This window comes from Blastocatellia bacterium, from assembly GCA_035275065.1.
Lineage (GTDB): Bacteria > Acidobacteriota > Blastocatellia > UBA7656 > UBA7656 > DATENM01.
Window position 1 is genome coordinate 97,032 of record DATENM010000061.1, and the last position, 22,738, is coordinate 119,769.

Here is a 22,738-nt window from a genome sequence, read left to right on the forward strand (position 1 = left end):
CTCTCCTTGTGTGCGCAAAGCGGTGGCCCTCAAGCCTCTTTAGCGAGCTTATCGATGTAAACCAGATAGTCGGTCGTCACCGCTTCGGCTCCGAGCTGTCTGACCATCGCCGTGACCTGGCCGCGATGATACGACGAGTGATTGACGACGTGCTGCATGATCTGCCCCAGCGGGTACGCCCATTGCTCGCCACGGGTGTTGGTATAGGCGATGACGCGCTGCAAGCTCTCGTCGGTCTGCTCGTCAATCAAGTTCTGCTGATCCTGCTCGACCTCGGCCCAACGGCTTCGCAGCGCGGCAAGCTCGGCGAAATCGTTCGGATCAAACATAGCTTTCGGAGAGACGCCCCGGCAGCGCATCAGCCATACCCATTCCGCCGCCAGTGTGTGGGTCAGCGTTGCTTGCACCGAATGGTGGCTGGTCGATAAATCTTCCGCCAGTTGCCGCAGCGTCAGGCGCGAGGCGACGTCCAGCATCCGGGCGTTGGCCCAGCGGTTATAAGCGAGCAGCAATTGAATGTCTTTCTTGGTCATCGCAATCCCTCAATCATCGATCAAGGCTGCACGCCGGCGTAAGCCGGAATGGCGCCGCGCGCGACGTGCTTGTAAACCACGCCGCCCTTCATGACAAAGACGACGCGGCGCACCGCCGTGATCTCTTTCAACGGGTCGCCGTCGAGCGCGATGATGTCGGCCTGCAAGCCGGGGGCAATCGCGCCGATCTGATCGCTCAGGCCGAGCGCTTCGGCGGCGAGCGCGTTGGCCGAGACCATTGCCGCCATGGGAGCGACGCCGCCGTCACGAACGCGATCAATAAACTCTTCGGCGTTGCGCCCATGCGCGCCGGCCACCGCGTCTGTGCCGAAGACCATCTTCAGCCCCGGCACTCTGGCCGCGCGCCGCATCAGCTCGTGATTCATCGGCAGAATCTTCTCGAAGACATCAAAGCCTTCCAGAGTTTTGGGGTAGTAGGGGCTGCCGACATATTTTTCCTTGTTCAGAATATAGTTTTCAAGCAGCAGCCCGGCCTGCGGGTCGAAATAGGTTCCCCGCGCGGCCATCAATTTCAAATCGTCGTCGGTCGCCCCCAACCCATGCTCGACCTGCGTGCAGCCGGCAAGCGTCGCGCCGCGCACGGCATCTCTGTAAGCATGCACGAGCGTGCGCAGGCCCTGCTTGCGGGCTTCGTCGCAGGCGGCATTCAGTTGCTCCTGCGACATGGTCATAGAGCCCTGGAGCATGCCGCCGGCGGCAAAAATTTTAATCAAGTCGGCGCCGGCTTCTTTCTGTTTGCGGACGTAGGCGCGGATTTCATCCGGCGTCCCTGTCTGCTCGCCGCGCCCGATGAGCGGTTCGACAGCCGTGAGCAGGCGCGGGCCGGGCAGCATTCCCCTGGCGATGGCTTCGCGCAGCGGCAGGTCTGTGGGCGAGCCGGGACTTTGTATGGTCGTGAAGCCTGCCATCAGCGTCAGCCAGGCGTTCGACGCCGAGCGATACGCCGCCTCTTGAGTGGTTTCGGCCATGCCGACATTCTTGCCGTCTTTGCCGAAGCTCCAGGTGATATGCGCGTGCGCGTCAATCCAGCCGGGCAACACCGTCAGGCCACGCAAGTCGTAATCTACGGGGCCGGCCTTCGGGTCAATGGCGACGATCTTCGCGCCTTCGATGACAATGCGCGTGTCGCGCAGCACGCCGCCCCGGCCATCAAGCACCGTGCTTGCGGCAATGACGATACGCTTGCCCGATGCCGGCGTCTGTGAAGAGACGGTCTGCGCTCTGGCGCTGATGCTAAGAAGACCAATGATGCACAGAATGAACTTTGCGGCCCGCATGCTTGCTCCTCCTAGAGCCGTTTTCGATTGGGTTGCCAGGTAGCGCAAGCTGTTAGCTTGCGCGAGTCCTCGCAATCTCACCGATTGCGCTACAAGGCAAAGGCACCGCCCTGAGGTTGCCGGAATAGCTTATTCCCTGGATTTCAGTTTTGCCAGCCGCCCGCCGTCACCTTTCAACAGGTTGGCCGGCGCAACGAAGGCGGGTGCAGAGCGACATCGCGAGGCGCGAAAACATCGTGAGCTTTCTGCTCAAGGCGTATGGGCTCGCCCTGATCTCGACCCTCATCAGCAACTGAGTTTTTGCAGGCTCTCCTTGATCTGGTGAATCGCATCCTCGAACTGCTTTTCCGCGATGGCGTAGGTGATGCGCAGGTGCCCGGGCGTGCCGCACAGGCTGCCGGCGACGACGAGGACGTTGGCGTCCTGCAACAGGTAATCCACCAGGTCCACATCGCTGCGGATCAATCTGCCGCCCTCGGTTCGGCAGCCGATGTAATGCTCGATGTTCCAGAAGAAGAAATAGGCCGCCTGCGGCGTGATGTACGAGGTGTGCGGGACCGTGTCCAATAGCTCAATCGCCTTCGCCCGCCGCGCCTTCAGGGCCTCGACGATTGGCGAGATGATCTCGTCCTTGGCTTCGAGCGCGGCTAACGCCCCGCGTTGCAAAAACTCGTTGACGCCCGACGTGGCATAGTTCTGCTTCTGGAGATAAATGTCGGCCCACATGGGATGCGCCGCGACGAACCCGACCCGCAAGCCCGACATCGCGTAGTTCTTCGACAGGCTGTTGACCAACAACACCCGGTCGCGCATTTTGGGCCAACTGCTAATGCTCGGACAGGTTTTCTCATCCATCAAAACGAGGTTGTAAACTTCGTCAGAGACGACCAGCAGACGCGGATGGTCCATCAGCACTTTGACCAGCGCGTCCATCTCTTCGCGCGTGTAGACCGTCCCGGTCGGATTATTCGGGTTGGTCAGGATCAGCACACGGCTCTTCCAGCTAATGCTTTGCGCCAGCCGTCGCGGCGTCAGCTTAAAATCGTCTTCGGCACTTGTCTCGATGATCTTGAGGCGGCCTCGACCCTGCGCGACGATGTTGGGGAAGGCGAACCAGAACGGCGCGGGGATCAATACCTCCTCGTCGCCGATGATGGTATCAAGGATGTTGTATAACGCCTGCGAAGCGCCGTAAGTAATAATGATGCCTTCTTCCGAGTAGCCATACTCCCTGGCGACCTTCTTTCGCAGGTCTTCGATGCCGCGCGTCGGCGGGTAAGAGAGTTGTTCTTTGCTTGCTTCGACCGCTTTGATAATTGCCTGGCGCACCTTCTCGTTTACCGGAAAGGGCGGCGCGCCGGTGTTGAGCGGTGTCGGCTTGGTGTCGAAATGCTTCGTGCTTTCCGGGGCTTGCGGCAGCGAATAGAGGCGGGCGGGAGTCTGTGTCATAGGAATCTACCTTTCGATGAAGGATTCTAAATCAGATGGCATAGTTCAACGCCAAACCCGGATATGCATATACCATTCGACACCTCAAAGCAAGGTGACAGTCACCACAATAAGCGATCCGTGAGAATAAAGAGTGAGTCCGGGTCGCGGGCCTTCCATGCGCCGCTAGCGCGCGTACAGACTGATGACGCGCTCGATGGCGCGGCGGCAGACGGCGCAGAACGCCTGGCTGCGCGTGAACATGATGCAATCGACTTCGGGCCGATAATAGCCTTTCGCCTCGTACATCGCGCCCTCGAAAGCGCCGACCTTGCCGGCATATTTTTCCGACCCGAAGAGCTTCACTTCAAAGACGCGGTTCTCGCGGAAGAGGGCTTCCATCTCGGCTTCCGGGCGATTCTCGGCGCGAATCTGTGCCCGCCGCTTGCCGTATTCGCGCGAATGCTGCTCGTACTCTTCTTTCTTCCACGGCGTTGGGATCGGCGTCCCCGGCTCGACCAGGTCTTTCCATTTCAGGCTCGCCGGGTCGAGCAGCGCCGTGACGTTCGGCTCCCACGGCTCGACTTTCACGTCGGGCGTCGTGTAAGCCACGGGCGAGGTGTAATACTCGTCGGCCAACCCTGCGAAGTGATGGCCGAACTCGTGAACGAAGATGTAGGGCGCTTGCTCGCTGTCGGCGGCCACCGTGCTATAGAGGTTAAAGATGCCACCGCCGCCATAGGTCCGCGTGTTGGTGATGATCTCGATGAACTCGTAAGGCGCGAACTGCGCCACGGTGCGCAGTTCGCGGTTGTCAAAGGTCAACACGTAGCGCTCGGAGCCGAACGCGTCATAGCTCGTGCCCAGCGGCGAGGCGCGATGAATGCCGGTCGAGGGCCGCGAGATGCCCGACTCCGGAGCCGGCGGGCAGAGCGCCCAGACGTTGAAATCTTTGCGATGCTCTTTGTACGGTGAAGTCGCAAACAGAATGGCAAGCAATCGCCGCACATCCTTCTCGAACTTGCCGCGCTCCGCCGCCGTGTAACCGTCGCCTAGAATCAAGAAATCAACTTTAGTCGCCGGGTCGCCGTTCTTTTCAATCTCGATCAGCGGCGCCGGCGCCGGCGCCGTTGCCGGGTCAATGAACATGTCTTTCGGGTCAACGACCAGCGACCAGACTTCGCGGAAGGCGTTCGCGGCGTCACGCTTCTTCAATACCACCTGCACCGATGACGCAGGCGACGGGAAGCGCAGCGATTCGTGAAAGGTGCGATTCATCGCCTTGGCTTCGTCGGTCGTCTCCCACTCGCCGTAGACCGAGGCGAAGCCGCGCGAGTAGAGCAAACGGTTGGTCGCGCGGTCGCGGACTTCAAAGATGTACCTGCCGAGGTTGGTCTCATCAATCGTCTTCTGCGGGTCGCCGGGCCAGGCGAGCGGCTCGACGACGACGCGATCAAGGCTGAAGAGTTCCTGCGTCGCATTGCCGGTGTGATAGTAATCCACACGCATGGTGCGCGGCGTCTGGGCCGCCGCGTTGACGCTGAAGTGTGACACGACCAACAGGAGGGCGAGCGCAATGAAAGCCGTCTTTATCATGGCGACGATTTTATCAGCACAGAGCCGATTCGCCCATCGCCGCACAAACGGGTTGAGGGAAGAAAAATCAGACGAGCGGCGTCTAAGAGATGAATAACTTTAAGAGGAGACGAGCCACATGACGAACAGGGTAAAACGCAGTCTATTGCTTCCTTTGCTGATTGGCTTGCTCGCTTGCACGAGCGCCGGTCATTTGCACAATCCTGCCATGGCTGACGGAGCGATCACGCTCGCCGCCGGCATGAGCGAGGCGCGCTCAGGCCACACCGCAACGCTGTTGCCGAGCGGTGATGTGCTGATCGCCGGCGGCATGAACGGCAACGATAAATACTTCGCCAATTGTGAAATCTATTCGCCGGCAGCCAGCCGCTTCACTGCCGCCCCGAGCATGAGCACGACGCGCGTCGGCCACACGGCGACGCTGCTCGCAAACGGCAAAGTCTTGATTGCCGGCGGCTACAATGGCGACTACCTTCAGAGCGCCGAACTTTACGACCCGCAGACGCGCCAGTTCACGCCGACCGGGCGACTGACCATGCCGCGCAGCGAGCAAGTGGCCGTGCGCCTCAACAATGGCAAGGTGCTGCTCATCGGCGGCGTCAGCACGGGGTATTCCTTCCTAGCCAGCGCCGAGATTTATGACCCGGCGACCGGCCGCTTCACACCCACCGGCCATCTGACGACGGCGCGCGAAGGCCACACTGCCACCTTGCTCAAGGATGGCAAAGTACTCGTCACCGGCGGCCATAAAGACCGCCGCGAGGCGATGACGGTTTATGCGAGCGCCGAAGTCTACGACCCGGCGCGTGGTGTTTTTACAGCGACCGGCAACCTGACGATCCCCCGACATAAACACGCCGCGGCGTTATTGTCGGACGGTCGTGTGCTGATCGTCGGCGGCTCGGATCAGCGTGATCGGCGCGGCCAGTATGACAGCGCCGAGTTGTACGACGCGGAGAGCGGCACATTCAAAGCCGCGGGCCACATGCAGGAGCCGCGCTACAAGATCGTCAGCGCCATTGCCACGCTGAAAGATGGCAGAGTCTTGATTGCCGGCGGCGCCGAGCATGCGGAAGTGTATGATCCGGCGGCCCGGACGTTTCGCGCTGTCGGCGGCCAGTTCGATACGGCACACTTCTTTGCCGCGGCGACCTTGCTACAAGATGGGCGAGTGCTCATCACCGGCGGCTATAACGATCACGGTACGGCGAGCGAGCGTGTCTGGACATATCAGGCAGGCGGGTAGTGATTTCGCCGCTAACGAAATCAGCGGTGAGCTGGCGCAGTGGCTTGTCTGATTCCAAATTCGAGGGCACCCATTTGGAATCGACCTGCCGCTGCGCCAGCTTGATGTTCGAACCATCTCACCTGTGACATCGCATGTCGCCATAGTCCGCTAACCGGCTATGTGATTCATGCGACAAAGCACATCCATGAACTCTACGCGCGGCGTCGGGCTTAGAACCTGACGACGCCGAGCAGATAAAGCAGTAAGAGAATCCCCAGAACCACCAGCAAGATATGCGAGCCGCCGCCCCACAGCGGATAGCGGTTATAGCGCGTCGTGTACGCCGGATAGTAACGCGGCCCGCTCCAACTGAATAACCAGATCACTGCCAGAATAACCAATAACCATATCAACATCGCCGTTCACCTCGTTGAAGTAGTTGATCGCCTTGCTATCGCCCGCTCACTTGCGGCGTCCCTACGAACAATGAGTCTGCAATCCCGATGCCAGTCAGAGCGCCGCTTGATCGTTTGTCTTTCATACGCCGAGCCCGCGCGCTACAAAAGTTAGGCTGTATGATGGTGGCTGAATACAATCCACCTTGCTCGAATGGATTGACCGCTGCGGAATGGCTACCCTAGTATTTTTACGAGCCCCGATGGTTGCGTGAGGATCACCCTTTGCTCAAGCTGCGAACGCCGCTCTACGAACTTCATCTACACGAGATTCCGCGCCTGGCGATCAAGACGGCGCAGAAGATTGCTGTCGGCATCGCCGCGGCGAGCGATACCGGCAACCCGCTGCACGTGACCATCGAAGACTTGCTGCATTACCTGCCGATGCGCTACGAAGACCGCTCGGACCTCAAGCATGTGCGCGACCTTGAACACGGCATGTACGCGACCATCGAAGTCGAAGTGCGGGTCGCCGGCACCTACCCGGTGAAAGGCGGTAAGCTGCGCATCTTCGAGTTCTCCGCGGTAGACGAGACCGGGCAGGTGCGGGCTTACTGGTGGAATCAGGCTTACCTGCAAAACTCGTTTCCGAAAGGCCGCCGCGTCCTGCTCTACGGCCAGTGGAAGCGCAGCCGCCGCGGCTTCTTTGAAGTCGAGAATCCCGATTACGAATTCGTCAGCGAAGACGACGACGCGGAGACGATTCACACGGGTCGCCGCGTGCCGGTCTATCGCAAGCTCGGCGACATCCGCGCCAAGCAACTGCGCTCGATCCTCTATCACGTCATCGAGCGGCTGGATTTCTCGGAGATCGAAGAGACGCTGCCGCAGGAGATCATCAGCCGCGACCATTTGATTCCGCGCGCCGATGCCATTCGCCAGATACACTTCCCCGCCGACGACGCGCCGCTCGATCTATATAACCGCTTCGCGTCGCCGGCGCATGAGCGCTTGATCTTTGAAGAGTTCTTCTGGCTCGGCCTGGCAATGGGCCTCCGCCGACAGGGCCGCGAAGCCTCGCCCAAGGGCACCGTCATCGAAGTCAACGACCGCGTGCGCGACGCCGTGCGCGCCATTCTGCCGTTCAAGCCAACCGGCGCGCAGAAGCGTGTGCTGCGCGAGATCGTTGACGACATGGCGAGCCAGAAACCGATGAACCGGCTGGTGCAGGGCGATGTCGGCTCGGGCAAGACCATCGTCGCGATTCAAGCGGCCATCGTCGCCATCGAGAACGGCTATCAATCGGCGCTGATGGTGCCGACGGAAATCCTTGCCGAGCAACACGCGCGCAATGCCAGGCGCATACTCGCCAGTGTGCCGTATCGCGTCGAGCTGTTGACCGGCTCGCTCGCGACGGCGAGAAAGCGCGAGCTCCACACCGCCATCGAAGCCGGCGAAGTCGATCTGGTCATCGGCACCCACGCTCTGATTCAGGAAGGCGTCAACTTTCATAAGCTCGGACTGGTGGTCATTGACGAGCAGCACCGCTTCGGCGTGCTGCAACGCGCCGAGCTGATCAATCGCGGCTACAATCCCGACGTGCTGGTGATGACGGCAACGCCGATCCCAAGGTCGCTAGCGATGACGGTCTATGGCGACCTCGACCTATCGATCATTGACGAGATGCCGCCGGGCAGAAAATCGATCATCACCAAGGTTCGCGGCGAATCGGCGCGCACAAAAATTTATCACTTCCTCGACACCATCATCCGCCAGGGCCAGCAGGTCTACATCGTTTATCCGCTGGTCGAAGAGAGTGAGAAGCTCGACCTGCTGAACGCCTCGCAGATGGCCGAGCATCTACAGACGGCGGTCTTCCCCAACTTCCGCGTCGGCCTGATCCACGGGCGCATGAAGCAGGAAGAGAAGGACGCGGTGATGAATGACTTCCGCCGCGGCGCGATTCACCTCCTGGTCGCGACAACGGTGATCGAAGTCGGCGTGGATGTGCCGAACGCGTCGGTGATGATCATCGAGCATGCCGAGCGCTTTGGCCTGTCACAGCTCCATCAGTTGCGCGGGCGCGTCGGCCGCGGCGACGAACAGGCGTACTGCATCCTGCTCGCAGGCGACAAGCGCACCGCCGAAGCGCGCGAGCGTTTGCAGATTATGGAAGAGACCAGCGACGGCTTTAAGGTTGCCGAGAAAGACTTGGAGCTGCGCGGGCCGGGCGAAGTGATGGGCACACGGCAATCGGGGGTGCCGGCTTTTCGCGTCGGCAATCTGGTGCGCGATTATAAGATTCTGGAGCTGGCGCGGCGCGAGGCCGACTACATGCTGACGACGCGACGCAACACGCGCGAGACGGCGCAACTGGTCGAACTGGTGCGCCGGCAGCCGAAGTTCGGATTGGCCGCCGTGGGGTGAGATAAAGCAATCTGTTGAGACAAAGCAAAAGGCCGGCAGTCCACTATGCCGGCCTTGCCCGAACCATCACTTTGCTTCTGTTCGTCACGCAGCGATGGGCGTTTGCTCCATGTCTGCGCGCAGCTTTTCTGCCGCCGCGGCGGCGCGCGAGGTTTCCGCCTCGTCGCGGTAGAAGGTCAGCTTGCCGCTCTCGTCGTTCAAATCGACCACCACCACGTCGCCGAGCCGCACCTGCCCGGTGGCCGACAAATTCGCCAGCGGGTTGACGATGAAGCGCTCGACGGCGCGCTTCAGGTGACGCGCACCGTAGCGCAGCTCGATGCCTTCGCTCAACAGGAACTCTTTCGCCGTCTCGGTCGCCGTGATGTAGAAGCGCTCGCCGGTGCCTTCGTTGATGCGCTGCTGTACGGCGTGCAGCTCAAGGTCTAGAATCTTGCGCAGCTCTTCGTGCTTGAGGCTGCGGAAGACCACCGTCTTGTCTATGCGGTTCATGAACTCCGGCGAAAACTTGCGCCGCGCCGCTTCCGACGCCGTGCGGTAGATCTTCTGGTCGAGGTCGTTTTCGACCAGCTCTTTGCCGCGCGCCGGCGCGAAGCCGATTGAGCCGGTGATCAACTCGCTCATCTCCTGAGCGCCGAGGTTCGACGTCAGAAAGATCATCGTCTGCGAGAAGTCCACCTTGCGGTTGTCGCCCAGGGTCAACGTCGCTTTGTCGAGCACGCCCAGCAGCAACTGCCAGAGCGCGTCGCTCGCCTTCTCGATCTCGTCGAACAGAACGAGAGTGAACGGGTTGGCCTCGGTGTGATACTTATCGAGGTTCTCCTGCGTCAGCATCGGCGCGGTCTCGCGGTGACCGAGGTAGCCCGGCGGCGAGCCGATCAGCTTGGCGATCTCATGCGAGTGCTGAAACTCCGCGCAATCGATCTTCACCACAGCGTTGCGCGTGCCGAAGAGGATTTCCGCCGCCGCTTCGACGACATGGGTCTTGCCCGAACCCGTCGGCCCGAGAAACAACATTGAGCCGAGCGGGCGCGTCGGGTTGGTCATCCCGGCGTGGAAAACCTGATACAGCGAAGTGATGCTGCGAATGCTGCGATCCTGGCCGATGACCCGAGCGCGCAAGCCTGCTTCAAATTCCATAGCGCGCGCACTCTTGATCTCTGGATTGAGCGCGACCAACTTTCTTGCCTGAATACTGCTCGTCATTTGACACCCCTCTTTCAGCGCCCCCGTACTTCCGACTGCCCCGTGTTGGTCTGTCGCTGATGCCTACCCAACCCGGCTCCCGTCCATTCCGTTTCAGCTGCACCGCGTTGCCTAACGGCACCGGCTGCGCTGACTCTATACACTCTGGCAACTTTGATGCCCGTTCGCTTTCGCTGGTTTCCCGAGGGTTTTGTTGACTGTAGGCAGCCGACAGAGACGAGTTAAAGCTGTCTACGACACCGCTTATTAATGATCTTCGGGTCAGGCTCGGTGAGCGGTGCCGAGCGAGTAACACAAAATCGCTGGTGAGATGACAAATCGCGTTACCTTTTTGGGGTAGCCGGTTGACGCTTTGCCGCGCCATTCATTCAAGCAGCAAGTTAAAAGCGTTTGCCAGGCGCGGACCGCCGTCAGGCCGTGTGCGGCTCGCGTGTGGCGCGCTTACCTGGCGGCACGCAATGGGCTATGATTAGCCGGTTCCAAATTGCCATAGGGGAGGCGTTGCGAGGCAATAGCTCGTCTACAGGAGGCAAACATGAAGCTTGACGGCAAAGTGGCAATCATCACGGGCGGCGGGCATGGCATTGGGCGCGCCATCGCTTTACGTTTCGCGGCGGCGGGCGCCGGAGTCGTCGTCAGCGGCACGTCGGCTGAAGCGCTCGAAAAGACGGCGCGCGATCTCGAAGCGAGCGGCGCGCGCGCCATCAGCGTAATCGCCGACGTTGCCGACGAAGCGGCGGTCGAGCAACTCGTGGCGCAGACGCTCGCCGAATTCGGGCGCATAGACATACTGGTCAACAACGCCGGCATCGCCGGGCCGACCGCGCCTATCACAGAGGTCCGCCGCGAAGACTGGGAGCGCACGCTGGCCGTCAACCTGACGGGCGCGTTCCTCTGCGCCAAGCACGCGCTGCCGCACATGATTGCGCGGCAGGACGGGCGCATCATCAACATTACTTCGATTGCCGGGTTGCAGGCGTACGCGCTGCGCAGCCCTTACTGCGCCTCGAAGTGGGCAATGATCGGGCTGACTCAGACGCTCGCCGAAGAAGCGGGACGGCACAACATCACGGCCAACGCCATCGCTCCCGGCCCGGTCAATGGCCCGCGCATCGAAGCGGTCATTCGCAATCGCGCCGCGCAAATGAATGTCACGGTCGAAGAGATGACGCGCCAGTACGTCGAGCCGACGGCGCTCAAACGCATGGTCGAAGAAGACGACATCGCGGCCCTCGCTCTGTTTCTGGCCGCGAACGAAGGCCGCAACATCACCGGCGAGACTTTCAATGTTTCGGGCGGCTACCGGCTGGCTTGAGGAAGGGGCTAGCCCCTTTCACGAAGTAATCACGTTGACGAAGCCGACGGGCGAATCGCTTGCCGGCGTGGGCAGGGGCGATTCCGCGGGGAGCGGCTGGCGGGCAATCTTGTTTTGCCGCATGGCCAGTGCGGCGGCGAGCAGCAATTCATCCATCGTCCGGCCATCGGCGGCACATTCGGCGACGCCGAAATTCAAGCCGACCTGCGCCAACAAACCGGGCCGCGCTTCGAGCTTGAGCGCCTCGATCTCGGCGCGCGCCCGCAAACCGAGCTCGCCGGCCTCGTCGCTGTTGTGGCCGTTGAGCAAGCAGATAAACTCGTCGCCGGCGATGCGGCTCAGCATCCCCGACTTGCCGATCACCCGCCGCAAGCGCCGCGCCGCTTCGGCGAGCATCTGGTCGCCGACCTGATAACCAAACGTGTCATTGACGGCGCGCATGCCCGCGAGATTGAACGAAAGCACGGTTAGCAATCCGCCCTGCGCTTGTGCTTCGGCCAGGTCTTGCGCGAAGCGCGCATACAACGCCCGCCCGTTCGGCAATCCCGTCAGCGCGTCGGTCTGCGCGCTCACCCTGGTCTGTTCGTAGAGCTGCGCATGCTGCAACGCCGTCGAAGCCAGCCGCGCCACCGATTCCAGCAAGTGCAAGTGGTCGCCGTTATAACCATCCAGGGTGCTGCTGTAGAGGGCGAGCGCGCCGATGGCCTCGTCGCCGCTCATCAGCGGATAGACTGCTGCCGTGCGATAGCCCGCTTCGCTGACGCCCAGCGTTTCTTGCAGGTCGAGCATTGGATCGGTGTTGCTCATGGCTCGCCCATTGATTACTACCCAGCCGGCAATGCCGTGGCCGGCGGCCAGACGGCTGCCGCGTATCCGCTCGGCGTGCTGGCCAAACACATAAGCCGCCACGCACGAATCATCCGGCTCGCGCAGATAGATCGCGCAGGTCGTAAACGGAACGATGCGCTCGATGCGGTTGACCGTGAGCGTCACCACGTCGCGCACGTCGAGGCTGGCGCTGAAGGTCTGCGCCATCTCGTAAAGCGCCGCGACTTCCGCATGCGAGGCGTGAATCTGTTTGACGTAATCGGGCGGCTCGCTGACGGCCTGCGCCAATCCCGCCGCCGGTACGGCTTGCAGCGCGCTTTCCGACAGCCCCGCTTGCGTCGTCGGCGACAGCAACGGCGCGAGGCTCGCTTTGTGCGCCGCAATCTCCTGCTCGTACTGCGGCAGATTGCTCAGGAAGGCTTCAACCATCTGCGGATCGAATTGCGAGCCGGCGTACTGGCGCAGGAAAGCGCAGGCTTCGTCGCGCGTCATCGCCTTGCGATACTGGCGGTCTTCGCGCACCGCGTCGAAGCAATCTACGACCGTGAGGATGCGCGCCGTCATCGGAATCTGCTTGTCCTTCAGGCCATCGGGATAGCCCTTGCCGTCCCATCGCTCGTGGTGATGGCGGACGATGGGCACCACCGGATAAGGGAAGCCGACGCGCTCAAGAATCTGCGCGCCGACGACGGTGTGAATCTTCATCTTCTCGAACTCGGCGGCGGTCAGCTTGCCCGGCTTGTTGAGGATGTAATCGGGCACGGCGATCTTGCCGACATCGTGCAGCAGCGCGCCTGCCTTGAGCGCCTCGATATCCAGCTCGCTCAGGCCGAAATGGCGCGCCAGGCCCGTAGCGTAGACCTGCACGCGATAGACGTGGTCGTGCGTCACCTGATCTTTCGCATCAATGGCTGTCGCTAAGGCTTCGACCGTCGCCAGGTGCATGCGGCTGATGCGCTCGCTGGCGCGGGCGCGTTCGTCGGCCTGCTTGAAGTAGAAGTGGCAGGTGGCAAAGATCACCGCCACAAACGGCCCGGCGGCGAGCAGCGACGTGATGCCATAATTCTTGATGCCCAGGTAAATGATCCCGGCAGCCGAGGCGCTGGCGGTGTAGGTGACAATCGCCCACGAATAGTTCGCCCACCACAGCTTGACCAGAGAGGTGCGCCGCTTGAACGATTGGTGAAGCGCCAGCAGCGCGGTGTTCAACAAGAAATGCAGCAGGGCAAACAGCAGCAGCGCGCCGAGCAGCGCTGCCTGGCTGAACAGATCGTTGCGGCGCAGCCACTCCAGCTCGCGCTCGAAAAAATTGGCGGAGAGAAAAACCGCAATGGCCATCAACGCCGGGCCGCCCAGGCGGCTCGTCCAGCGCTGCGATAGTCTGTAGGAAGCGCTGAAAGCGTCGGTGACGCCGACCAGTGTGGCGGCGGGCGCGCCCAGGAAAAGCGCGCTGAGATACATAAAGATGTCGCCGGGCGTGATGATGACCTGTGTGCTAGGAACGCGCACCGGCCGCAGGCCAGCGAGATATACCACAACCATCAAGGCGGCTACTTCAAGTCCTCTGACTTGATCCATGCGCGCGAGGCTGACGACCGCGCCTGACACCGCAACGGCGCCGCCTAAGGTGGTCAGCCACCAGTAAGCGCGCGCGCCGCGGTTGTAGTCCGACATATCAATCCATCGCATATCCTCAAACTTCTATGAGGCTTCAGCAGAGGTCGGGAGCCTCAGATCATTCGCATCTGCCTGCGCTCACCCTTTCTTTAATTATGGCTCACCGATATTGCTCGACTCTGCTAACGTCATGCCGTTTGCCAGCAAGAAGCCTTCGGCCAGCGTCATGCCATTGGCCAGCAGAAAGCCTTCGGCCAGTGTCATGCCGTTTGCCAGCAGGAAGCCTTCGGCCAGTGTCATGCCGTTTGCCAGCAAGAAGCCCTCGGCCAGCGTCATGCCTTCGGCCAGCGTCATCCCCTGGCCGGCAGTCAGGCCGGCGGCAATGGCGGTGCCGGTGATGAAGATGCCGCTCGTGCCGGCGATGAGGTCCGCGTCAATTATTCCAGAGGTGGTCAACTGGACGTTCAGAATCGGGTCTTCGTTGACCGTGACACTGCTGCGCACCCAGACAAGCGCCGGGTTATAGAAAGCCTGATAGCGTTTGAACAACTCCTGGCCGGCAAGCAGGTGCGAGCCGCCGGCGAAGATGTACCTGCCCCACGCAACGCTCTGGCCGGCGATGCTGGAAACCGGCGTCGGCATAACGGCATTGCGCGCCAGCAGCGTGTCGCCGACATGGATTGTCCCCTGAGCGACTGCCTGCGCGATGTCTTGGCGTAAGACGCCCGCCAGACGTGTCGCGCCTTCGATGTTCAACAGGCCCGCGCCCTGCTGCACGAGGTTGGCATCGGCCACCTGCTGTGCGGTGTATTGCAGGATCGCCTTGACGAGCGGCGGCGTCAGGCCGGGGTTCTTTTGCAGCAGCAACGCAACGGCTCCCGCGACCACCGGCGAGGCGATTGAAGTACCGCTCAACTGCATGAAGGCCGCGGTGCCCGTCCCGCTGATGTGTAGCTGCGGATAGTTGCTCACCAGCCACGAGCCTTTCGACTCCGCCGCGACGATGCGGTTGCCGGGCGCGAGCAGGTCGGGCTTGAGCAGGTGGTCGTAATGATTGACGCCCGCGGCGTCCGTGGTGTGGCTGCGCGTCGGCCCGCGCGAGCTGAAATAGGTGACCGATTCGTCGCCGCGCCCGTCCGTCTGATGCGTGTTGGCGGCGCCGACGGTGATGACCGTCGGGTCATTGCCCGGCGCGGCAATCGTGCCGTAGGCTTCCATGCCGTTGATCTGGCCATAATTGCCGGCGGCGGCAACGACGGTGATGCCTGCGGCGACCGCCCGCCGCACGGCGCGGCACAGCGGGTCGGTCACATAAGATTCCGTGGACGACGCGCCGAGGCTCAGGTTCATCACCTTGATGTTCTTCGACGCGCGGTTGGCGATGACCCAGTCAATGCCGGCGATGACGTCGCTCGCCTGCCCCAGGCCGCGCCCGTCCAGCACGCGCACATCGATCAGGTTGGCGCCGGGCGCGATGCCTTCATAGCCGCGGGCGCTGCCGCTGCCGGGGTTGCGCCCGGCGGCGGCGGCGGCGACGTGCGAGCCGTGGCCATAGCCGTCTTTGTTCGGGCTGAGAATCGGCAGCAAGCCGCCGAGGATGCCCAGCAGACCTTCAAAAACCGCCAGATTGGTGTTGCTGGAAACGATGTCGGTCGTCGCCGTCACCCGCGAGAGTCCCAGCAGGCCGCCAAACTCATTGTGGCTGGACATGATGCCGGAATCGAGAATGGCGATGCCGACGCCGCTGCCATCGAGGCCGCTGAAGCTGGCGGTCAAAGGCTTGTAGGTGCGCAAGAGGTCGGCGCCGGTGGCGACTTCCAGATGGCTGGCGCTCTGCTGTGCCAGATGATCCGCCGTGATGCGCTCGACATCTGCGCGCCCCGCGATGTTCAGCAACTGGCTCTTCGGCAATTCGGCCAGCAGCCCATCAATCGAGGTGAACTGGCGCACCACCGTGCCGCCGGCTGCGGTGATGGCCGAACGCAGCGCCGAGGTCACCGCGCCGTTGCTCTGAACCAGGGCGCGCACCGTCTGCCGCAACGAGTTTGACCAGACCAGCGAGTCGTTGCTGGTGAGCGCCTGTTGCAAGGCGACTGACAGCTTATAGATAGGGGATGGGGATTGCGCATGCGAGCGCGGCAGTGGCAGCGTCAGACTCAATAACGCCAGGATCATTCCCAGCGCTACCACCGAGCGGGCGCGGCGCAGATTTGAGCTGACAGCAAGGGCTAATGTCTTTATCATCACAAGCGTCCTCTTCCTCACGACTACCTGAAACTGAGCCTAAAAACCGGGGCTAACCGGTTGGCCTATGAGCAAGCCTGGTGCCAGAGGCTCGGGTTTCTCGACGACTGTCGGCGTAAACCCACATCGCCTTGAAAACAGGCCGCTTATCGCTTGTTTAGATCATCCGCAGGGGATTCCCTGATGACACCTGTTAGTCGGCAAGTTGACAGATCGCGTTAGTCAAATTGACCGGCAGCCTGACCGGGTCTCAGCGAAACGGCTGGCCCTTATTTTAATTGGGGTTATGTCTCCGACAGCTTCGCGGGTAGGCGCTTTATAGCCCAACTACGACGTGTAAAGTAAAATATACTACTAAGTCAATAAGCCGGCGCTGAGCCTCAGGCGCGACGGCCCATCTTAGGCGCTCAGGTTGACCTGGACGGCTAGATTCAGTTCACCGCAGCCGGCTACCCAAGCCCTGGGTTTTGCGTTAGAGTTCATCCGTTAACGATGAAGCCGACAGAGAAACTCGATCTAAAAGAGCATATCGCCTCGAAGGAGAAGAAGCAGCGCTACGTCAATCGCCTGTTTGAAACGATTGCCGCGCGCTATGACTTCTTCACCGCCTTCATGTCTTATGGCATGGATCGCGGCTGGAAGCGCGAGATGATCCGCATGCTCAAGCTTAAAGGCGGCGAGGCGACGCTCGACATCGCCTGCGGCACCGGCGACATTACCTTTATGACCGCCGCGCAGTTGAGCACGGGCCGGGCAGTCGGGCTCGACATCACCCAGGCGATGCTGCGGATTGCCGAGCGCAAGCGCCGCGAGCGGCAGGTCGCCAACCTCTGCTTTCATCGCGGCGACATCATGCACCTGCCGTTTGCCGATCAAACGTTTGATTGCGTGACCGGCGGCTACGCGCTGCGCAACGTGCCGGACGTGGCGGGCGCGCTCCTAGAGATCAAGCGGGTGTTGAAACCGGGCGGGCGTTTGCTGTCGCTCGATTTCGGCCACCCGTCGAACCGGCTTTATCGCCGCGCCTACCTGCGCTATCTCTCGGTTGTCGGCTCGCTGGTCGGCTTAGCCATGCATGGCGATGCCGACACCTATCGCTATATCCCCGAAACCTTGAAGCTCTACCCCGGTCAGCGCGGCGTCTGCCGGATGATGCAAGAGACCGGCTTTGTTGACGCAGGCTTCCGCGAATTCGGCGGCGGCATCATGGCGATCAACTACGGCACGCGTCCTTCCTAGCTTGTGCAGTAATTTGACAGTTCGCCGTCACACCATTCGGTCATTCGGCCAGGGGTGCTGCCAATAGCCTCCCCGCTTCGGGTAAGACAACTGCCGCGCTAAACAAATTTCGCACGTCCCGTTGGCTGGCACCCCCCTTGCTCTTGCACGGCATCGAGACATCTCTGCATCGCCTTTTGACCTCCACGCAGCATCGGCGATTTTGCGGTTTTCGCGATGGGTAGAGAGGCGATGGCAGAGCGTAAGTCGAGAGGGGGTTCGGACAAAAACCTTGCAAGCACGCAAGAACCAATCAGACGGCCTGCCGGGCGCGCCGCTGCCAAAGGGTGAGGCGAGCCGCCTTGCCCTGCTCAGAAAGCTGCGCATTGCCGACGAGTTCAAAGACCTCGTGCAACTGGCGGCAGAGCTATGCGATGCGCCTATGGCCTGTCTCAGCCTGGTCGAAGCCGAGCGCGTGCAGTACGTCTCGACCGTCGGGCTGGAGATACCGCCGACCCCGCGCGACCAATCCTTCTGCGCCTGGACAATTCTCAAGCCGCAACTGTTCATCGTCCCCGACGCGGCGAAAGATGTGCGCTTTGCCGACGCGCCCTACGTGGCGAACAATCCCGGCATCCGTTTTTATGCGGGCTTTCCGATCCTCACCGACAAGGATCAGGCCATCGGCGCGCTCGCCATCTTCGACCGCAAGCCGCGCCACCTGAGCGCCTCGCAAGCGGCGGCGCTGCGCTCGCTGGCCGCCGCCATCATCGCCAAATGCCAGCTCGCGCTCAAAGACTCGGAAATGGCGCGGCTGACGAAAGAGCGCAAGAAAGCGCTCGACGAGCTGACCGCCAGCCAGGAGCGTTACGCGCTGGTCACACGCAGCGCCAATGATGGCCTCTGGGACTGGAACCTCGCCACCAACGAGATGCAGTTCTGCGCCCGCTGGAAAGCCATGCTCGGCTACCGCGAAAACGAGATCGGCAACCGCCCGGACGAATGGCTCAAGCGCGTTCACCCGGACGATGTCGAGTCGTTGCAGACCCACATCACCTCGCACCTGCTGCACGTGACGCCGCGCTTTCAAAGCGAGCACCGCTTGCGCAACCGCGATGGCAGTTACCGCTGGGTGCTGACGCGCGGGCTGGCGATCTGGGATGCGCGCCGCGCCGTCTATCGCATGGCCGGCTCGCTGACAGACATCACCGAGCAGAAGGAAGCCGAGCAGCGGCTTCTGCATAACGCTTTCCATGACGTGTTGACGGGATTGCCGAACCGCGCGCTCTTCATGGATCGCCTGACGCGTTCGCTGGAGCGCGCCAAGAACAATGAAAACTATCTCTTCGCCGTCCTGTTTATCGACCTCGACCGCTTCAAGGTGGTCAATGACAGTCTCGGCCATCAGCTCGGCGATCAACTGCTGGTCGCTATCACCCGCCGGCTCGAAGCCTGTCTGCGCCCCGGCGATCTGGTGGCGCGCATGGGCGGCGACGAATTCGCCATCATTCTCGACCACCTCAAGCACGTCGACGATGCGACGCTGGCCGCCGAGCGCGTGCATAAGGAGATGAGCCAGCCGTTCAACCTCGACGGCCACGAAGTCTTCGCTTCCGTCAGCGTCGGCATCGCTCACAGCCTGACGCCTTACGATCAGGCGGAAGACTTTCTGCGCAACGCCGACACCGCCATGTACCGCGCCAAAGACCAGGGGCGCGGGCGCAGCGAGCTGTTCGACAAAGGCATGCACGCCAAGGCGGTGGCGCTGCTCGAACTGGAGACCGACTTGCGCCGCGCCATCCAGCGCGACGAGTTCAGCGTCTACTACCAGCCCATCGTGTCACTCGAAGACTGGCGCATCGCCGGGTTCGAGGCGCTGATCCGCTGGCAGCACCCGACGCAGGGCTTCATCCCGCCGGTGCAATTTATCCCTGTCGCCGAAGAGACCGGGTTGATCCTGCCCATCGGCGACTGGGTGATGCGGCAATCGTGCCGCCAGCTCCACGCCTGGCACCAGCAGTTCCCGATCAAGCCGCCGCTCACCGTCAGCGTCAACCTTTCCGGCAAGCAGTTCATGCAACCCGATCTCATCAAGCAGATCGAAGGCATCCTGGCCGAGACCGGCCTTGAAGCGTCGTGCTTGAAGATCGAGATCACCGAGAGCGCCATCATTGAAAACATCGATGCGGCGACCGAAATTCTGCGGCAGTTGAAATCGCTCGGCATCCGCATCCTGCTCGACGACTTCGGCACGGGCTACTCGTCGCTGTCGTACCTGCACCGCTTCCCGATTGACACGCTGAAGATTGACCGCTCGTTCGTCACCCGCATGCACATGCCGAAGAATGCCGAGATCGTCCGCACCATCGTCAGCCTTGCGGTCAACCTCGGCATGGACGTCATCGCCGAGGGCGTCGAATCGCGCGAGCAGGTGATTCAGCTTACCGGCCTCGGCTGCCAGTACGTGCAGGGCTATCTGCTGTCGAAGCCCGTGGACGCGCAATCCATGCGCGAGCTGATTCAGCAGACGCATCAGCAATCGCTCAACCAGTCGACAGCGCCGTTGACCGAAGACATCAGCGAGTCGGGCAAGCTCTCGAAGGCGCTGGCGGTCTTCCAGGGCACCAAGGAGTTGAGCCCCGTGGCGGGCACCGCCGAGGCGTTTAGCTTCGCCGAGTCCGAAGACAGCGGCCCGCGCGCCGTCGTCAAACAATTCGCCGAGGTCGTTCATTCGGTCGCCTCGATCAACGAAGAGGCGCAGCGCGCTTATAGCGAATTCGGCAACAACAGCAAGGACAACAACCGCCGCCGCACCGAGCGCTTCAAGCTGGCCATGCCGACGCGGGTTACGGGCTACGACAACGACAAAAACAAGTGGGACGAGATGACGCAGACCATCAACGTCAGCCGCACCGGCGTGCGCTTGCGTTTGCGCCGCCGCATGCAACAGGGCAACGTCGTCCACCTGATGCTGCCGCTGCCGGTTAAGCTGCGCAGTCACGGTTACTCGGATTCGACCTACAAAGTCTACGCGCTGGTCCGGCGGGTCGAGCCGGTCAAGGGCGGCGGTCAGATATTAGGTCTGGAGTTTCTGGGAGAGGAGCCGCCGAGCGGCTTTCTCGACCGACCGTGGGCGGTCTTCAATCTGAAGAACTGGAAGGGCGCCGAGCGTCGCCGCGAGAAGCGCATCGAGAAGCCGGAGATCGTGCGCATCGAATATCTCAGCGAAGAGATGCGCGCGGTCGGCGACGACACGGTCTTGACCGAAAACTACAGCCGCGGCGGCATGCGCGTGCGCTTGCAGGAGACGCCGCCGGAATTCTTCATCATCCGCGTTTATGGGCCGGGCAACGCCGAGCCGCGCATCGCCGTTGTGCGCAACCGCTACCTCGGCCCGGACAACTGCGAGCGCCTCTGCCTGAGCTACGTTGATCCGCACACGACGATGGGCGAATGAGCCGATTTTGGATTTTGGATTGAGGGAACCGGCGCGAACGCTCACTCTTTCAATCCAAAATCCAAAATCGCCGGCGCGTAGCGCCAAGCCATGAAAATCTAAAATCATTGCTCCTTCTGCCCGATGGCCTCTTTCATATACTTCACAAATTCGCTTTCCGGCTGCGCGCCGACAAACTCGACCGTGTCGTTAATGACGATCTTGGGGACGCCGCGCACCTGATAGCGCCGCGCCATATCGGGAAACTCCATCGCTTCGATGACGTCGGCGGTGACGTGCGAGCTTTCGACTGCCATCTCGTGGGCCAACCTGGCCGCTGCCGGGCAGTAGGGTCAGGTCGGCGTCGTGAAGACTTTAATATTGATGTCTTCGGTGAGCGAGCCGAGAAAGCTGCGGGTCGCCTCGGAAAGCTCGGTCGCGCCCTTCGACGCATCGATGATGTCGGCAATCAGCGCCGAAAACTCATAGCCCGACGGGATGCCGAAGAAGCGCACCCGGCCGCGCGCCGCGCCTTTCAAGACAAACGCCGGCACGCGGTCAATCCCATAAGCGGCGGCCTCGTCGCGCGCCGCTTGCAAGTCGTGAACGGTGAGCGTCAGTTGATCCGACAGCGCCGCGACTTCGGCAAGCAGAGCTTCGGTGTCCTTGCAGGTTTCGCACGGCTGGAGACGAGGAACGATGATGGGCGATTCGCGCTCGGTGAATAGCACCATCTCGACGTCGCCCGCCAGATGCGCCTCGAAATGCTGGCGGATGGTCTGCTGATCTTTGTCCGCGATGAATGTCATGGCCCCTCCTTCGATCAATGATGAGCGATCAATGATAGACGGTGAGCTGAAGGGAAGGAGGCAGCCGGATCATCGATAGACAATCCCCCGCCTTCAGCCCACATTCATCATTACCGCATTCATCATTTCTCACTTCTCATTCTGTGCCGCGGGTCGGGGCGCGTCAACCGCGGCGGCGGTTGAAAAAATCTCGATGCGGCTGAAACCTTTTCGAAAACCCTGCCACTCACTCGGCGTGACCATTAAAACCGATTCTTTGATGAGGAGTGTAATCAGATGACCAGACGATTCTTCCAGCTTGCAATCGCTTCAGCGATGCTCAGCCTGATATTTGCCGCGAGTGCGGCGGCGCAAGATTTTCAAAAAACCTACAAGCTCGGCTCGGGCGGCCAGATTCATATCGGCAACGTTTCGGGCGACGTCACGGTGACCGGCTATGACGGCGACACAGTTATCGTCAAAGGCTTCAAGGAAGGCGCCGACCGCGACCGCCTCGATTTCGAAGACCTGAGCAGCGAAGGCCGCGTCGAAGTCCGCGCCCACTACCCGAAACGTTGCGACTGCGAAGCGAGCATCCGTTTCGAAGTGCAGGTGCCGCGCGCCGTCAAGTACGACTTTGACCGCATCTCGTCGGTGAGCGGCAATGTCAAAGTCAGCCAGGTGAGCGGGCGCGTTCACGCCACCTCGGTCAGCGGCGAAGTCACGGTTCGGGGCGTGAGCGGCTCGGTCACCGCCAAGTCGGTCAGCGGCGATGTCGAAGTCGACATCAATCGCCTCGATGGCGCCAGCGAGGACATGAAGTTTTCGTCCGTGAGCGGCAACGTCAATGTGCGGATGCCATCAGAGATTGACGCCGATGTGGATATGTCGAGCCTGAGCGGCGGCATCCACACAGACTTCCCCATCGAAGTGACCAAAGAGCGTTTCGGCCCGCGCACCAGCGCCCGCGGCAAGCTCGGCAATGGCTCGCGCCGACTGCAACTGTCGAGCGTTTCGGGCAGCCTGAGCCTACGCCGCAGCTAATCCCCTTTGATTTCTTGAAGCCGATGGGTTGCAGCGCACATCCCGCCTGATGCTGCGTCTGCAACCCGTCAGCGATCCCTCTGCGGCTGTGCCGCAAGGCAAAAGGCAAAAGGCAAAGGGCAAAAGGTCGGCAGGGG

The 22,738-nt window shown here is 61.5% G+C and carries 15 protein-coding genes and 1 pseudogene; 6 read left to right on the forward strand and 10 right to left on the reverse strand.

Annotated elements, in window-relative coordinates:
* Positions 1 to 29: 29 nt before the first annotated feature.
* The 4 genes from VJ464_14175 to VJ464_14190 all read right to left on the reverse strand — a co-directional run bounded on the left by VJ464_14175 (position 30) and on the right by VJ464_14190 (position 4,855).
* On the reverse strand, positions 30 to 533 hold the full coding sequence (locus tag VJ464_14175; protein ID HKQ06278.1) for a DinB family protein: 504 nt from the start codon (positions 531 to 533) through the stop codon (positions 30 to 32).
* Positions 534 to 553: 20 nt separating this feature from the next.
* Positions 554 to 1,831 (reverse strand): amidohydrolase family protein, encoded by a 1,278-nt coding sequence (locus tag VJ464_14180; GenBank protein ID HKQ06279.1) that lies wholly within the window; start codon positions 1,829 to 1,831, stop codon positions 554 to 556.
* Positions 1,832 to 2,116: 285 nt separating this feature from the next.
* A complete protein-coding gene (locus VJ464_14185) occupies positions 2,117 to 3,280 on the reverse strand; it encodes an aminotransferase class I/II-fold pyridoxal phosphate-dependent enzyme (GenBank protein ID HKQ06280.1) in 1,164 nt (387 codons plus the stop codon).
* Positions 3,281 to 3,445: 165 nt separating this feature from the next.
* Positions 3,446 to 4,855 carry an IgA Peptidase M64 gene (locus tag VJ464_14190; GenBank protein HKQ06281.1) on the reverse strand — a complete coding sequence of 470 codons (1,410 nt, stop codon included), beginning with the start codon at positions 4,853 to 4,855 and terminating at the stop codon, positions 3,446 to 3,448.
* 118 nt (positions 4,856 to 4,973) lie between these two features.
* On the opposite strand from VJ464_14190, the gene VJ464_14195 reads away from it, so the two are divergent.
* The gene (locus VJ464_14195; GenBank protein ID HKQ06282.1) at positions 4,974 to 6,101 is read left to right on the forward strand and encodes a kelch repeat-containing protein; all 1,128 of its coding nucleotides are present in this window, start codon (positions 4,974 to 4,976) and stop codon (positions 6,099 to 6,101) included.
* A gap of 212 nt (positions 6,102 to 6,313) precedes the next feature.
* On the opposite strand, the gene VJ464_14200 is transcribed toward VJ464_14195, so the two are convergent.
* Complete coding sequence (locus VJ464_14200) at positions 6,314 to 6,499, reverse strand: hypothetical protein (protein ID HKQ06283.1); 186 nt, start codon at positions 6,497 to 6,499, stop codon at positions 6,314 to 6,316.
* Positions 6,500 to 6,763: 264 nt separating this feature from the next.
* Between VJ464_14200 and recG the strand changes: the two genes are divergently transcribed.
* Positions 6,764 to 8,905 (forward strand): ATP-dependent DNA helicase RecG, encoded by a 2,142-nt coding sequence (gene recG / locus VJ464_14205; protein HKQ06284.1) that lies wholly within the window; start codon positions 6,764 to 6,766, stop codon positions 8,903 to 8,905.
* An 84-nt stretch (positions 8,906 to 8,989) separates the two neighbouring features.
* Here the strand turns inward: recG and VJ464_14210 are convergent, their stop codons facing one another.
* Positions 8,990 to 10,111, reverse strand: coding sequence for an AAA family ATPase (locus VJ464_14210; GenBank protein ID HKQ06285.1), 1,122 nt, complete (start codon positions 10,109 to 10,111; stop codon positions 8,990 to 8,992).
* A gap of 535 nt (positions 10,112 to 10,646) precedes the next feature.
* Between VJ464_14210 and VJ464_14215 the strand changes: the two genes are divergently transcribed.
* Positions 10,647 to 11,426, forward strand: coding sequence for an SDR family oxidoreductase (locus VJ464_14215; GenBank protein HKQ06286.1), 780 nt, complete (start codon positions 10,647 to 10,649; stop codon positions 11,424 to 11,426).
* 18 nt (positions 11,427 to 11,444) lie between these two features.
* Here VJ464_14215 and VJ464_14220 read toward each other — a convergent pair whose 3' ends face one another.
* Positions 11,445 to 13,943 (reverse strand): HD domain-containing phosphohydrolase, encoded by a 2,499-nt coding sequence (locus VJ464_14220; protein ID HKQ06287.1) that lies wholly within the window; start codon positions 13,941 to 13,943, stop codon positions 11,445 to 11,447.
* An 81-nt stretch (positions 13,944 to 14,024) separates the two neighbouring features.
* Positions 14,025 to 16,115 carry a S8 family peptidase gene (locus VJ464_14225; protein ID HKQ06288.1) on the reverse strand — a complete coding sequence of 697 codons (2,091 nt, stop codon included), beginning with the start codon at positions 16,113 to 16,115 and terminating at the stop codon, positions 14,025 to 14,027.
* A gap of 492 nt (positions 16,116 to 16,607) precedes the next feature.
* On the opposite strand from VJ464_14225, the gene VJ464_14230 reads away from it, so the two are divergent.
* Both VJ464_14230 and VJ464_14235 read left to right on the forward strand, forming a co-directional pair.
* On the forward strand, positions 16,608 to 17,354 hold the full coding sequence (locus VJ464_14230) for a ubiquinone/menaquinone biosynthesis methyltransferase (GenBank protein ID HKQ06289.1): 747 nt from the start codon (positions 16,608 to 16,610) through the stop codon (positions 17,352 to 17,354).
* 271 nt (positions 17,355 to 17,625) lie between these two features.
* Complete coding sequence (locus VJ464_14235) at positions 17,626 to 20,790, forward strand: EAL domain-containing protein (GenBank protein HKQ06290.1); 3,165 nt, start codon at positions 17,626 to 17,628, stop codon at positions 20,788 to 20,790.
* Between the two features lie 104 nt (positions 20,791 to 20,894).
* On the opposite strand, the pseudogene VJ464_14240 reads toward VJ464_14235, so the two are convergent.
* Together VJ464_14240 and VJ464_14245 are read right to left on the reverse strand one after the other, a co-directional pair.
* Positions 20,895 to 21,110 (reverse strand): annotated as a pseudogene (locus VJ464_14240) (thioredoxin family protein).
* Between the two features lie 12 nt (positions 21,111 to 21,122).
* Positions 21,123 to 21,578 carry a thioredoxin family protein gene (locus VJ464_14245; protein ID HKQ06291.1) on the reverse strand — a complete coding sequence of 152 codons (456 nt, stop codon included), beginning with the start codon at positions 21,576 to 21,578 and terminating at the stop codon, positions 21,123 to 21,125.
* A gap of 276 nt (positions 21,579 to 21,854) precedes the next feature.
* Between VJ464_14245 and VJ464_14250 the strand changes: the two genes are divergently transcribed.
* Complete coding sequence (locus tag VJ464_14250) at positions 21,855 to 22,601, forward strand: DUF4097 family beta strand repeat-containing protein (GenBank protein ID HKQ06292.1); 747 nt, start codon at positions 21,855 to 21,857, stop codon at positions 22,599 to 22,601.
* The last annotated feature ends 137 nt before the right edge of the window (positions 22,602 to 22,738 follow it).